The following is a 12,895-nucleotide window of genomic DNA, read 5'->3' on the forward strand; positions in this document are numbered from 1 at the left end:
ATGATCAAGCTGCGTCCCATCGTCTTCACCCTCGGCCTGGTGCTCTCCAAGCTGGCCCTCTTCATGTGGCTGCCCACCCTGCTGGCCCTGCTGACCGGCTCTGAGGGTTTCGTCGAGTTCCTGAAATCCGTGCTCATCACCCACGGCGCCGCCCTGCTCTGCCTGCACTACGGCCGCAAGGCGGTGTTCCACCTCGGGGTGCGGGAGATGTTCCTGCTCACCACCTCGGTCTGGGTGGTGGCCTGCATCTTCGGCGCCCTGCCCTTCGTCTTCATCACCCACATCAACTTCGCCGACGCCTACTTCGAGACCATGTCCGGGGTCACCACCACGGGCTCCACCGTGCTGTCCGGCCTCGACGGCATGGCCCACAGCATACTGCTGTGGCGCTCCATCCTGCAGTGGCTCGGCGGGGTCGGCTTCATCGTGATGGCGGTGGCCGTGCTGCCCTACCTCAACGTCGGCGGCATGAAGCTGTTCCAGACCGAGAGCTCGGATTGGTCCGACAAGAGCGCACCGCGCGCCAAGACGGTGGCCAACAACATAGTGCTGGTCTATCTGGTGCTCTCCATGCTCTGCTTCCTCGCCTACTGGGTGAGCGGCATGACGCTGTTCGAGGCGGTCAACCACGCTATGACCACGCTCAGCACGGGGGGCTACTCCACCTCGGATCAATCCATGTCCCACTTCTCCCACGAGGCGCACTGGATAGGTACCCTCTTCATGTTCCTCGGCGGCCTGCCCTTCCTGCTCTACGTGCAGGCCCTCGCCCGCCGCGACAACAGCCTGTTCAAGGACGCCCAGGTGCAGGGCTTCTTCTGGCTGGTGATCTGGGTGACGGTCGTGGTTACCTTCTATCTGTGGGTCAGAGATATTTACGACTTTATGGATGCCCTGCGCATCAGCAGCTTCAACATCGTCTCCGTGCTCACCACCACGGGCTTCGGTCTCGGCGACTTCGGCGCCTGGGGGCCGCTCACCAGCATCCTCTTCATCATCTTGCTGGCCCTCGGCGCCTGCTCCGGTTCCACCGCCGGCGGCCTCAAGATCTTCCGGGTACAGGTGGCCTTCGCCCTGTTCAAGAAGCAGATGCGCCAGCTGATGCACCCCTCCGCCGTCTTCCCGCAGAAGTACAACGGCCGGCCCGTCAACGACGCCATCATCCGTTCCCTGATCTCCTTCGTGCTGGCCTACTTCGCCATCATACTGCTGATCGCCGCCCTGCTCGCCGCCATCGGGCTGGATCCCCTGACGTCCATCTCGGGCTCCATCACCGCCGTGGCCAACGTGGGGCCGGGCATGGGCCCCGTCATCGGCCCCAGCACCAACTTCGCCAGCCTGCCTGACTCGGCCAAGTGGATACTGTCGTTCGGCATGTTGCTGGGGCGCCTCGAGATCCTGACGGTGGCCGTGCTCTTCTTCCCCTCCTTCTGGAAGCAATAAGGCGTGGAACCCCTGCGCCGGACAAAAAACGAGAAGGGCAGCCACGGGCTGCCCTTCTTCATGGGATGAGCGGATCACAGGACGCTAGTCGGCTTGGTCTTCCCGCTCCAGCGCCCGGTCGATCAGAGATTCCGGCAGGGGCTTGGTCACCTCCACCCCCAGCTCGCGAAAACGCTCCGCCTGGGCGATCAGGTTGCCGCGGCCGTTCACCAGCCGCCCCATGGCCTTGTCGTAGCTCTCCTGCGCCTTGTGCAGGCTGCCCCCCATCTGCTGCATCTCCTCCACGAACAGCCGCAGCTTCTCGTAGAGGCGCCCGGCCCGCTCCGCTATCTGGCGCGAGTTCTGGTTCTGCCGCTCGTAGCGCCACAGGTTCTCTATGGTGCGCAGGGCCACCATCAGGTTGGTGGGGCTCACCAGCAGTATGTTGTGATCCAGCCCGTAGCGCACCAGGGAGGGGTCCGCCTCCACCGCGGTCAGAAACGCGGGCTCCACCGCCACGAACATCAGCACGTAGTCCAGGGTGCGCACCCCTGGCAACTGCTGGTAATCCTTGCGACCCAGCTCGCGGATGTGGTTGCGCACCGAGGCGACGTGCTCCTTGAGCGCCACCGCCTTCTCCAGCTCGTCATCGCTGTTGTACCAGCGCTCGTAGGCGGTCAGGGACACCTTGGCGTCTATGATGATGTCCTTCTCCTGAGGCAGGTGGACGATCACATCGGGCTGGTAGCGCTTGTTCTTCTCCACCTCGATATTGACCTGGGTGTGGTACTCGTGACCCTCCCGCAGGCCGCACTCGGAGAGGATCCGGGCCAGCACCACCTCCCCCCAGTTGCCCTGCTGCTTGCTGTCCCCCTTGAGGGCGCGGGTCAGGGCCGCGGCTTCTTCCGTCATGCGGGCATTGAGCTCGGCGAGGCGCTCCAGCTCGAACTTCAGGCTGTGGCGCTGGGCCGTCTCCTGGGCGTGGGTCTCCCCCACCTGACGCCGGAAGCCCTCGAGCTGCTCCTTGAGCGGCGTCAGCAGCAGATCCAGGCTGTTCTGGTTCAGTTCTCGGAAGTTACCGGAGTTTTGCTCGAAGATACGGTTGGCGAGATTCTCGAACTGCTGGCTGAGGCGGGCCTCCGCCTGCTGCTGCAGTTGCAGCTTCTCGGCGCTGGCCAGACGCTCGCTGCGCAGAGTCGCCTCGGCATCCTTGAGGCGGGCGGTGAGCTTGAGCAACAGGGCCTGTTGCTGTTCCAGCTTCTGCTGGCCCAGCATCTTCTCGTCCTGCAACTCGTCGAACCTGTCCTGCAGCACCTGATGGCGCTCCTCCAGCAGCAGGCTCTGCTCGCGGGCGCCGCGACGCCCCACCAGCCAGCCGAGCCCGAGGGCCAACAGCCCCGCCAGCAGGGCAGGCAACCAGAGCGCCGAGGGGATCACCGGCGCCCCCGCTGGCGCAGGAAGAGTTCGAGGTAGCGGTTAAGCAGCAGCCAGAGCAGCACATAGATGAGGTAGGCGGCCAGCACCACCCACTTGTGGCTGTTGACCCCGGTATCGAGCTCGGCGAACTCGATCTCCTTGATGTGGCAATAGGCCCACATCAGCAGCGGGAAGACATAGAGCAGGGAGGCACGCCAGAGAAATAACCACATGTGTATGTTCAACCACGTAAAAAGACTCGCCTAGCTTACACAAGGGCAACCCGGCTTGCGATCCTGGGGCGCGCTATTCTCTGGCTTGTCGGCGGAGAACTGGCTAAAATTAACCCCTATTGGGTAGTTGGGGTAGGCATGACGCATTTTTTCTGTCGCTGGTTGAGGCAAGCACTGGGGGACACCGCCAAACCGGCCGTGGCCTGCCAGGAGGCGCGCCCGCCCTGGGCCATCGAGGAGTCGCAGTTTATCTCCCTGTGCAGCCGCTGTGGCGACTGCTTCGAAGCCTGCCCGAACGCCCTGCTCAAGCCCGCCGATCGCCCGGAGTATGACGGCAGCCCCATTGCCGGCACCCCCGTGCTGGATCTCGCCTGTGGCCAGTGCAGCTACTGCGGCAGCTGTGCCAGGGCCTGCCCCACGGGGGCGCTGGACCTGCGCCTCGGCCGCCAGGTGCAGACCCGGGTGCGGATAGAGGCGAGCTGTCAGGCCCGCCAGGGCTTCTACTGCCTGTTGTGCGAGGATGCCTGCCCCCAGCAGGCGATCAAGGCCAGCAGCGACGGCATCAGCGTCAACATGGCGGCCTGCGACGGCTGCGGCGCCTGCGGCCTCGCCTGCCTGCACGGGGCCATCACCCTGATCCCCCAGCCCTGACGGCGCCGGCCGCGCACCACGAGCCTCTGCATCCCGACGCACTCGTCCCCCGACATGGATCCCAGGCAGCAAAAGGGCCCCGAGGGGCCCTTTCACCATCATGACCCTCAGGCCATGGTCAGAATATTCTCCTGCTCTATGCCGAGCAGGTGGCACAGACGGGTGGGATCGCGCACCGCATCCGCCAGGGTGTACTCCCCCAGCACCTCCAGGAAGGCGTTCATGGCGCGGCGCAAGATGCCCTGGATGCGGCAGCCACCGGAGAGGCGGCAGTTCTCGCGCTTGCAGTCCACCGGGCAGAGCACGTGCTCCATGTCCATCACCACGTCCCGCAGGTTGATGGAGACGGCGGCGCGGCCGAGGCGGATGCCCCCATGCTTGCCACGCACCGTCTCTATGTACCCCTTGATGCCGAGCTGGTGCACTATCTTGACCACGTGGTTGCGGGAGATGGCGAAGGTGTCGGCCACCTCTGTGATGGTCGACAGGCGATCACTCGGCTGGATCGCCAGAAACGTCAGGGTACGCAGGGCGTAGTCGGTAAATCGTGTCAGTTGCATGGTCGCACTTGCCTCTTACTACAAGCCAGAAATCAGGACGACAACCGGGGGCCAAGAGAGGGAGATGACAGGGGCGCCTGCCCGGGGTCCGCGTCGTTGGCCGAGTCGTGGAATGACAAGGTTAAGAGCAGGCCGGACGGGTGTCGACGAAGATGTACATAAATCGACACTTTCTTTGATTGATCGCAAACTTGCAGGCTGAAGCCAGGGTTTCGGCCCTTTCTGGCGGCGAAGTCCCGCCATCCGGCCAGGCTGGGCGCCCTCATGAAAGCGCCCCCCACGCCCCCGTCAGTGGGGCTGCTTCAACCAGTTTTTCAGGGCCTGGGAGGGGATGGAGCTCTCGGAGGCGACCGCGAAGGCCCCCCAGTCCACCGCGCACTGCAGGGCATCCTTGATAGCCATGCCCCGGGCCAGACCGTGAATGAGGCCGCCGGCGAAGGCATCTCCCGCCCCCGTGGTGTCCACCACCGAGACAGGCCGCGCCGCCACCCGGATCTGCTCCTCGCCATGGATCGCCACGGCCCCCGCCTTGCCCTCGGTCAGCACCAGCCATTCGAGCTGATCACCGGCGAGCTGGCGGGCGTGTTGCCAGGGGTCGCTCACCTCGGCGAGATCCGAGCGGGAGGCCACCAGCACGTGGCAGGGACGGCGGGCCTGACCCCCCTTGGGGTACTGGGCCACGACGAAGCTCTTGCCGAGCATCTGGCGCATGTAGCCGATGATGGCGGTGCCGGGGTAGTTCACGTAGAGGCAATCCACCCCCTCGCTCGGCAAGTCCCCGGGCAGATCCGGCCGGCGGGGGCGCCTGAGTATGGTGCGCTCACCGGTGGAGTCCACCAGGATCAGCAGCTCCCCGGTCTCGCCACCGAAACGCTCCACATGGCTGCAATCCAGGCCGTATGAGGTAGCCTGTTCCAGCAGCCAGTCGCCGGTCTCGTCCAGCCCGACCCGGGAGGCGATGCGCACCTCGTGCCCCGCCCACACCAGGCCGATGCCGGTGTTGGCGGCGCCGCCGCCGAGCCTGCGCCCCTGATCCACATACTGCAGCCGTGCCCCCGCCACCAGGGGTTCGGCCAGGGAGAGCACGTGATCACAGTTGAGATTGGCGAGCAGCAGGATGCGGGACATGGAAACCTCGAAGACAGGGCCTGGGGCCCGCGATGGCGGCATCCTCAACCCGGGGTTGAGGATGCGGGACGAAATCAGTAGACGGGCAGTTCCACCCCGGCCAGCAGCTCATCGATGCGCGCCTGGGTCGGCTGCTGCATGACGTTCTGGATCACCTCCTTGGTGAGGTGGGGAGAGAAGGAGCTGATGAAGTCGTACATGTAGTTCTGCAGCAAGATGCTCTTGCTGAAGCAGAGCTGGGCCGGACAGGGGGCGAACAGGTGCTCCAGATTGATGGCCACCAGGCCGGGGGCATCGTGGTCGTTCGCCACCAGGGAGGCGATGATGCCGATGCCGAATCCCAGCTCCACGTAACGCTTGATGACGCCGGCATCCATCACCGTCATGTAGTAATTGGGGGTGAGTCCCGCCGCCTGGAACACAGCATCCTGCGCCTGACGCCCGGTGGCGCCGCTCTCGTAGCTGAGGATGGGGTACTGACAGAGCTGCTCCAGGGTCGGCTTCTTCACCTTGGCCAAGGGGTGATCCAGAGGCACCACCAGGGAGAGGGTCCAGAGGTAGGCGGGCAGCGCGATCAGCTCCTTGTCGAAGCCTATCTCGTGGGCCACGATGGAGAAATCCGAGTAACCCTTGCTGATCTGATCCTTGGTGGCCGACATCACGGGGTGCAGGTGGAACGAGATCTTGGGGTACTTCTTGGTGAAATAGGTGACGCTCTTGGGCAGCAGATGCCGCGCTATGGTGTGGGTGGTATGGATATTGAGGGTCCCCACGGTCGGATCCAGGTACTCCCGGGAGATGGCCTTGATCTTGCTCTCGATGTTGAGCATGGCCTCGGCGCACTTGATGATCTCCTCCCCCACCGGGGTGATGCGGTGCAGGTGCTTGCCGCGGCGCTCGAAGATGCGCACCCCCAGCTCGCTCTCCAGCAGGCCGATCTGCTTGCTCACCCCGGGCTGGCTGGTATAGAGCGCATCGGAAGCGACGGAGACGTTGAGGTTGTGGTCCCGCACCGCGATCAGATACTTCAACTGCTGTAGTTTCAAGGTTGCACCCTCACAGGCTGGCGCGGCTGCCAACATCAGAAAACAAGGCCGCCACAAATGGCGGCCAGTGTATCATCCGAACTTGGCATATCGCCGCTTGATCCTTCATTTTGCTACAAAATCTAGCATCAGCGGGGGGGATATGACAAACCAGCGACGGCGTTAGACAGACTCGACCGGCAAGATGCCGAGAAACTGCAGCAGCCACTGCATCATGGTGGCCGAGTCCACCTCCCCCTCCAGGGAGGAAAGGCTGCGCTGGTAATGGGCATCCGGCAACCTGTCCCGCCGCCGCTCGATCAGCGCCCGGTTGTACTCCACCGAAAACTCGGGGTGACCCTGAATGGCAACTATGTTGTCCCCCTGCAGGAACATGAAGTTCGGGCAGAAATCGTTGCCCGCCAGCCGGGTCGCCCCGGGCGGCAGCTGCTCCACCTGATCCTGGTGGCTCGCCAGGATCCGGATGGTCTCGAGCCCCGGCTGCATCCAGGGTTCCGACTCCAGCATGGGGTGGACGGAGACGCCGAGCCCCCAGCCCTTGGTGGACTTCATCACCTCGCCCCCCAGGGCCTGGGCGATCACCTGATGGCCGAAGCAGACCCCGGCCAGCTTGACGTTGGCGTCGTGGGCCTGGCGGATCCACTCCCGCAACGCCAGGATCCAGGGCAGATCGCTGTAGGCATCGTGGCGGGATCCCGTGATGAGCCAGGCATCGCACTCGGTCAAGTCCCCGGGCAGCTCGCCGTCGAGGGCCGACCAGACCCTGTACTCCAGCGCCGGAGCCAGCGCCCGGAATCCCTTGATAAACATCTCGGAGTAAACGGGGCCAAAGTCACCCACCAGATCAGGGTCAAGCCGGTCACAATCGAGAATTCCCAGTCTCATCAGTCACTCCTTCACAGGGATAGCGGGACAAGCCGGCGGATCCCTTCCGCCGGGCCATGCCAGGGCTAGCTGCTGCATGGTTGTCATTTCATGGTCGGCATGGAGAACTCGGCGCCGGCACGCAGGCTCTGGGGCCAGCGGGCGGTCACCGTCTTCATCCGGGTGTAGAAACGCACCCCATCCGGCCCGTGCATGTTGAGCGGCCCGAAGATGGACCGCTTCCAGCCACCGAAGCTGTGAAATGCCATGGGCACGGGGATGGGTACGTTCACCCCTACCATACCGACCTGCACCCGCGTGGTGAAGTCCCTTGCGGTGTCGCCGTCGCAGGTAAAGATGGCGGTGCCGTTGCCGTACTCGTGTTCGTTGATGAGCCGCAGGGCCGTCTCGTAGTCCGGCGCCCGCACTATGGCGAGCACGGGGCCGAAGATCTCCTCCCGGTAGATGCGCATCTCGGGGCTCACCCTGTCGAACAGGCTGCCGCCGATAAAGTAGCCCTCCTCGTGGCTCAAGCCGCGGCCATCGACCACCAGCTCGGCCCCCTCGGCCACCCCCTGATCCACGTAGCCGCGCACCTTGGCCAGATGCTCCCGGCTGATGAGAGGCCCCATCTCGTTCTCCGGGCTCTGACCCAGACCCGGGCCGACCCGCAGCGCCGCCACCAGGGGCGAGAGTCTGGCCACCAGGGCATCGGCGGTCTCGTCGCCCACCACCAGGGCCACCGAGATCGCCATGCAGCGCTCACCGGCGGCGCCATAGGCCGCCCCCATCAGGGCGGAGACCGCCTGATCGAGATCCGCGTCCGGCATCACCAGCATGTGGTTCTTGGCGCCACCCAGGGCCTGTACCCGCTTGCCGTGGGCCGAGGCGGTGGCATAGATGTACTGGGCGATGGGGGTGGAGCCGACAAACGAAACCGCCGCCACCCGCGGGTCGGTCAGCAGCACATCCACCACCTCCTTGTCGCCGTTGACCACGTTCAGCACCCCGTCCGGCAGGCCCGCCTGCTTGAGCAGCTCGGCCATGCGCAGGGAGAGCGACGGATCCTTCTCGGAGGGCTTGAGGATGAAGCTGTTGCCGCAGGCCAGCGCCACCGGGAACATCCAGAGCGGCACCATGGCTGGGAAGTTGAACGGCGTGATGCCGGCGCAGACCCCCACGGGCTGCATCATGGAGTGGCTGTCCACCCCACGGCCCACGTTGAGGGAGTGCTCCCCCTTGAGCAGATGGGGAATGCCGCAGGCGAACTCCACCACTTCCAGGCCCCGGGTCAGCTCACCCTGGGCGTCGGAGAACACCTTGCCGTGCTCGCGGCTGATGAGCCGGGCCAGCTCGTCCCTGTGCTGTTCCATCAGCTCCTTGAAGCGAAACATCACCCGGGCCCGTACCAGAGGCGGGGTCTGGGACCAGTCGGCGAAGGCGCGCTCGGCGCTGGCGATGGCTTCCTGGCACTCGGCGGCGGTGCTCAGCACCACCTGGCCCTGCTGCTGGCCGGTGGCCGGGTTGAAGATGGTGCCAAAGCGCTCGCTGCGGCTCTCCGTGGTCTCGCCGCCGATGAAGTTGTTGATCCTGTAGGTCATAAATCCTCCGTGGAATGGGGTTCCTGCGCGGCCATGAGCGTCAGGCGCGAGGAGGGGGCACCCAAGCGGGCGCCCCGCAAATGAGGGGTGATCAGGCCTGGGCTTGCAGGGCGTCCTGCAACAGGGTGAAGAGGTCGTCGATCTCGCTGCGCTCAATGATGAGGGGCGGCGACAGGGCGATGATGTCGCCGGTAACCCGGATCAGGGCCCCCTTCTCGAAGCAGCGCACGAACACCTCGTAGGCACGCTTGCCCGGCGCATCCGGCATGGATTCCAGCTCTATACCCGCCACCAGGCCGTAGTTGCGCACGTCTTTGACATGCTTGCAGCCCTTCAACGAATGGGCCGCCTCCTCCCAGTAACCCGCCAGATCGGCGGCGCGGCTCAGCAGGTTCTCGTTGCGATAGATCTCCAGGGTCGCCAGGCCTGCAGCGGCGGCCACCGGGTGGCCGGAGTAGGTGTAGCCATGGAACAACTCGATGGCCCCCTTGCCCGCGGCCATCATGTCGTCATAGATGCCGTCGCTCACCAGCACGGCCCCCATGGGGATGGCTCCGTTGGTGAGGCCCTTGGCACAGGTGATCATGTCGGGGATGACGTCGAACTCCTGGGCGGCGAAGGGAGAGCCGAGGCGGCCGAAACCGGTGATCACCTCATCGAAGATGAGCAAGATACCGTGTTTGGTGCAGATCTCCCTCAGCCGCTTGAGGTAGCCTTGGGGGGGCACTATGACCCCTGTGCTGCCGGCAATGGGTTCGACGATGACGGCGGCGATGTTGCTGGCGTCGTGCAAGAAGACGATCTTCTCCAGTTCATCGGCCAGGGTGAGGTCTTCCGCCGGCAGCCCTTTGGTGAACGCATTTTTCCCTATGTTGAGGGTGTGAGGCAGATGATCCACCCCGCCGAGCAGGGAGCCGAACCACTTGCGGTTGCCGGGGATGCCCCCCACCGAGATGCCGCCGAAGCCCACCCCGTGATAGCCGCGCTCACGGCCGATGAGCCGGGTGCGGGTACCCTGACCCCGGGCTCGCTGCCAGGCCAGGGCGATCTTCAGCGCCGTGTCCACGGACTCCGAGCCGGAGTTGGTATAGAAGACGTGGCCCAGCCCCTTGGGGGCGATTTCAACCAGCCGGTTCGCCAACTCGAACGGCAGGGGATGGCCCATCTGGAATGTGGGGGCGAAGTCGAGGTGGGAGATCTGCTGGGAGACCGCCTCGGCTATCTCCCGCCGACCATGACCCGCGTTGCAACACCAGAGGCCGGCGGTGCCATCCAGTATCTTGCGGCCATCCTCTGAGTGATAATACATCCCCTGCGCCGACTTCAGGATGCGCGGGGCCGCCTTGAACTGCTGGTTGGCGGTGAAGGGCATCCAGAAGGCGGACATGTCGGGGGTATTGATGTCGCTGACAGGTTTCATGGTCACCTCATCCTTAAGGCGTTTAGTAACGCTTGGCCATTGCCTATTAAATTAAACACCTGAATCCATAAAAAAGGGCTCTGTGTCGCCCTGCTTGGTGTCACCCGCCATGGGTGGTATAAGATATTTAACACAATTTTAATAATAGTAAACAGTCAAGGAGTGTCTATCGATGGATATCGGTCACCGCCTCAAGGCGGTTCGCACCAAGGCGGCCCTCTCCCAGCGCGAGCTGGCCAAGCGCTCCGGTGTGACCAACGGCTTTATCTCCCAGATCGAGAAAAATCAGGTGAGCCCCTCGGTGGCCTCGCTGCGCAAGGTGCTGGAGGGCATTCCCATGTCCCTGGCCAGCTTCTTCACCGATGAGACGGAGATGGATTCCGAGGTGATCTTCCGTGCGGACGACATGCCGGATCTCGGCACTCACCCCATCAGCTACAGGTTGGTGGGTCACAGCCGTGCGAACCGCGCCATCGGCATGATGCAGGAGATCCTGCCCCCGGGTGCCGATACCGGCGACGACATGCTGAGCCACGAGGGCGAGGAGTGCGGCATCGTCATCCAGGGTCAGGTCGAGGTCACGGTCGGCGAGCAGGTCTATCTGCTGGCGCCGGGGGATGGCTACTACTTCGACAGCCGCACCCCCCACCGTTTCCGCAACGTGGATGAGCACGAATGCGTGCTAATCTCCGCCAACACCCCGGCCAGCTTCTGACCGTCAATAACGGCGGTCAGACCCGCACAAACCTGGCCGATCCCGGCTCATCCCCCATCTGCTCCTGACCGTCGGCAACGGCGGTCAGACCCGCGCAGACCGGGCCGAACCGGGCCAGCGCCCTCGTCAGTGCTTCACCGCTGGCGAGGGCGAATGTTTAATAAAATGTTACAGGATGGATTTACAAGCGGCGGCATGTTTAGCATATTGATACGCAGAGACCTTATCTGTCGGTTCAAGGAGTGAACATGAGTGACCTGACCCTGGCCCAGTGGCAACACAAGGCCTCCCACCTGACCCTGCCCTCCCAAGCCTTCATCGACGGCAGCTACCGGGACGCCGTCAACGGCGCCACCTTCGACTGCATCAACCCGGCCAACGGCCAGCTGCTGACCAAGGTCGCGTCCTGCGACGCCGCCGACGCCGAGCTGGCGGTGCAGGCCGCCCGCGCCGCCTTCGATGACAAGCGCTGGAGCGGGCTGGCCCCGAAACAGCGCAAGCAGATCATGCAGCGCTTCGCCGATCTGATGCGCCTGAACAAGGTGGAGCTGGCGCTGCTGGAGTCGCTGGACATGGGCAAACCCATCGGCGACGCCATGGGCTATGACGCCCCCGCCGCCGCCAACTGCATCGCCTGGAACGCCGAGGCCATCGACAAGATCTACGATCAGGTCGCCCCGGTAGAAGAGAGCGCGCTGGCGCTGGTGACCCGGGAGGCACTCGGGGTGGTGGCCGCCATCGTCCCCTGGAACTTCCCCCTGGTGATGGCCTGCTGGAAGCTGGGCCCGGCACTCGCCACCGGCAACTCGGTGATCCTCAAGCCCTCCGAGAAGTCCCCCCTCACCGCCCTGCGCATCGCGGGTATCGCCAAGGAAGCTGGCATCCCGGACGGCGTGTTCAACGTGCTGCCGGGCTTTGGCCATACCGTGGGCGAGGCGCTGGCCATGCACATGGACGTGGATTGCATCACCTTCACCGGCTCCACCCGAATCGGCAAGCATCTGGTGCAGTGCTCCGGGAAATCCAATCTGAAGCGCGCCTTTATGGAGTGTGGCGGCAAGAGCCCCAATATAGTGCTGGCGGACGCACCGGACCTGGACGCCGCCGCGAAAAGCGCCGTGGGCGCCATCTTCTACAACCAGGGGGAGGTGTGCACCGCGGCCTCCCGCCTGCTGGTGCAGAACAGCATCAAGCCGCAGTTCATGGAGCGGCTGCTGGCCCACGCCAGGGAGTGGATCTCATCCAACCCGCTGGATCCCGCCACCCGCATCGGTGCCATGGTGGACGGCATCCAGATGGATCAGGTGCTGAACTACATCGAGATCGGCAAGCAGGAGGGGGCCAAGCTGCTGCTCGGCGGCCAGCGCACCAATACCGAGAGCGGTGGCTACTATATAGAGCCCACCATCTTTGACGAGGTGACACCCCAGATGCGCATCTTCCGGGAGGAGATCTTCGGCCCCGTGCTGGCGGTGACCGGCTTCGACACCCTGGAAGAGGCCATCGCGCTCGGCAATGACACCGACTACGGCCTGGCCGCCGCCATCTGGACCGCGGATCTCAACAAGGCGGTCAAGGGCTCCCGCGCCCTGCGCGCCGGCACCGTGTTCGTCAACAACTGGGACGGCGGCGACATGACGATGCCGTTCGGCGGCTTCAAGCAGTCCGGCAACGGCCGCGACAAGTCGCTCCACGCCCTGGAGAAATACACCGAGCTGAAAAGTACCTGGATCCAGCTCGATTAACGTCGAATATGACGAGATCAGGCAATAAAGGGGGAGAAATCCCCCTTTTTCATTTTTATCCTTTCATCACAAGCCTCAATCGATATAATCATCA

12 protein-coding genes are annotated in these 12,895 nt (G+C 64.2%); 4 read left to right on the forward strand and 8 right to left on the reverse strand.

Features of this window, described 5'->3' with window-relative positions; translation table 11 throughout:
- Entirely contained in the window at positions 1–1,443 is a 1,443-nt protein-coding gene (locus ACRCYW_RS13240; protein WP_438550550.1) for a TrkH family potassium uptake protein, read from the forward strand.
- Positions 1,444–1,527: 84 nt separating this feature from the next.
- On the opposite strand, the gene rmuC is transcribed toward ACRCYW_RS13240, so the two are convergent.
- Positions 1,528–2,859 (reverse strand): DNA recombination protein RmuC, encoded by a 1,332-nt coding sequence (rmuC, locus tag ACRCYW_RS13245; protein WP_438550551.1) that lies wholly within the window; start codon positions 2,857–2,859, stop codon positions 1,528–1,530.
- Positions 2,856–3,071: a hypothetical protein gene (locus tag ACRCYW_RS13250; RefSeq protein WP_167388953.1), complete on the reverse strand. Its 216-nt coding sequence runs from the start codon at positions 3,069–3,071 to the stop codon at positions 2,856–2,858. The genes rmuC and ACRCYW_RS13250 overlap by 4 nt, the downstream gene beginning before the upstream one ends.
- Before the next feature lie 138 nt (positions 3,072–3,209).
- Between ACRCYW_RS13250 and ACRCYW_RS13255 the strand changes: the two genes are divergently transcribed.
- Positions 3,210–3,722 (forward strand): ferredoxin-type protein NapF, encoded by a 513-nt coding sequence (locus ACRCYW_RS13255; protein WP_438550552.1) that lies wholly within the window; start codon positions 3,210–3,212, stop codon positions 3,720–3,722.
- 107 nt (positions 3,723–3,829) lie between these two features.
- Here ACRCYW_RS13255 and ACRCYW_RS13260 read toward each other — a convergent pair whose 3' ends face one another.
- The 6 genes from ACRCYW_RS13260 to ACRCYW_RS13285 all read right to left on the reverse strand — a co-directional run bounded on the left by ACRCYW_RS13260 (position 3,830) and on the right by ACRCYW_RS13285 (position 10,341).
- A complete protein-coding gene (locus tag ACRCYW_RS13260) occupies positions 3,830–4,282 on the reverse strand; it encodes an Rrf2 family transcriptional regulator (protein ID WP_438550553.1) in 453 nt (150 codons plus the stop codon).
- 288 nt (positions 4,283–4,570) lie between these two features.
- The gene (locus tag ACRCYW_RS13265; protein WP_438550554.1) at positions 4,571–5,410 is read right to left on the reverse strand and encodes a PfkB family carbohydrate kinase; all 840 of its coding nucleotides are present in this window, start codon (positions 5,408–5,410) and stop codon (positions 4,571–4,573) included.
- A 74-nt stretch (positions 5,411–5,484) separates the two neighbouring features.
- Positions 5,485–6,456 (reverse strand): LysR substrate-binding domain-containing protein, encoded by a 972-nt coding sequence (locus ACRCYW_RS13270; RefSeq protein WP_438550555.1) that lies wholly within the window; start codon positions 6,454–6,456, stop codon positions 5,485–5,487.
- A 162-nt stretch (positions 6,457–6,618) separates the two neighbouring features.
- Positions 6,619–7,341 (reverse strand): glutamine amidotransferase-related protein, encoded by a 723-nt coding sequence (locus ACRCYW_RS13275; protein ID WP_438550556.1) that lies wholly within the window; start codon positions 7,339–7,341, stop codon positions 6,619–6,621.
- An 83-nt stretch (positions 7,342–7,424) separates the two neighbouring features.
- Positions 7,425–8,921, reverse strand: a complete 1,497-nt coding sequence (locus ACRCYW_RS13280; RefSeq protein WP_438550557.1) for a CoA-acylating methylmalonate-semialdehyde dehydrogenase — start codon at positions 8,919–8,921, stop codon at positions 7,425–7,427.
- Positions 8,922–9,012: 91 nt separating this feature from the next.
- Entirely contained in the window at positions 9,013–10,341 is a 1,329-nt protein-coding gene (locus ACRCYW_RS13285) for an aspartate aminotransferase family protein (RefSeq protein ID WP_438550558.1), read from the reverse strand.
- Between the two features lie 172 nt (positions 10,342–10,513).
- Between ACRCYW_RS13285 and ACRCYW_RS13290 the strand changes: the two genes are divergently transcribed.
- Complete coding sequence (locus ACRCYW_RS13290) at positions 10,514–11,056, forward strand: cupin domain-containing protein (RefSeq protein WP_100861370.1); 543 nt, start codon at positions 10,514–10,516, stop codon at positions 11,054–11,056.
- A 248-nt stretch (positions 11,057–11,304) separates the two neighbouring features.
- Positions 11,305–12,801, forward strand: coding sequence for an aldehyde dehydrogenase (locus ACRCYW_RS13295; protein ID WP_438550559.1), 1,497 nt, complete (start codon positions 11,305–11,307; stop codon positions 12,799–12,801).
- Positions 12,802–12,895: the final 94 nt, after the last annotated feature.

It is taken from the genome of Aeromonas sp. (assembly GCF_051657805.1).
Taxonomy (GTDB): Bacteria; Pseudomonadota; Gammaproteobacteria; order Enterobacterales; family Aeromonadaceae; genus Aeromonas.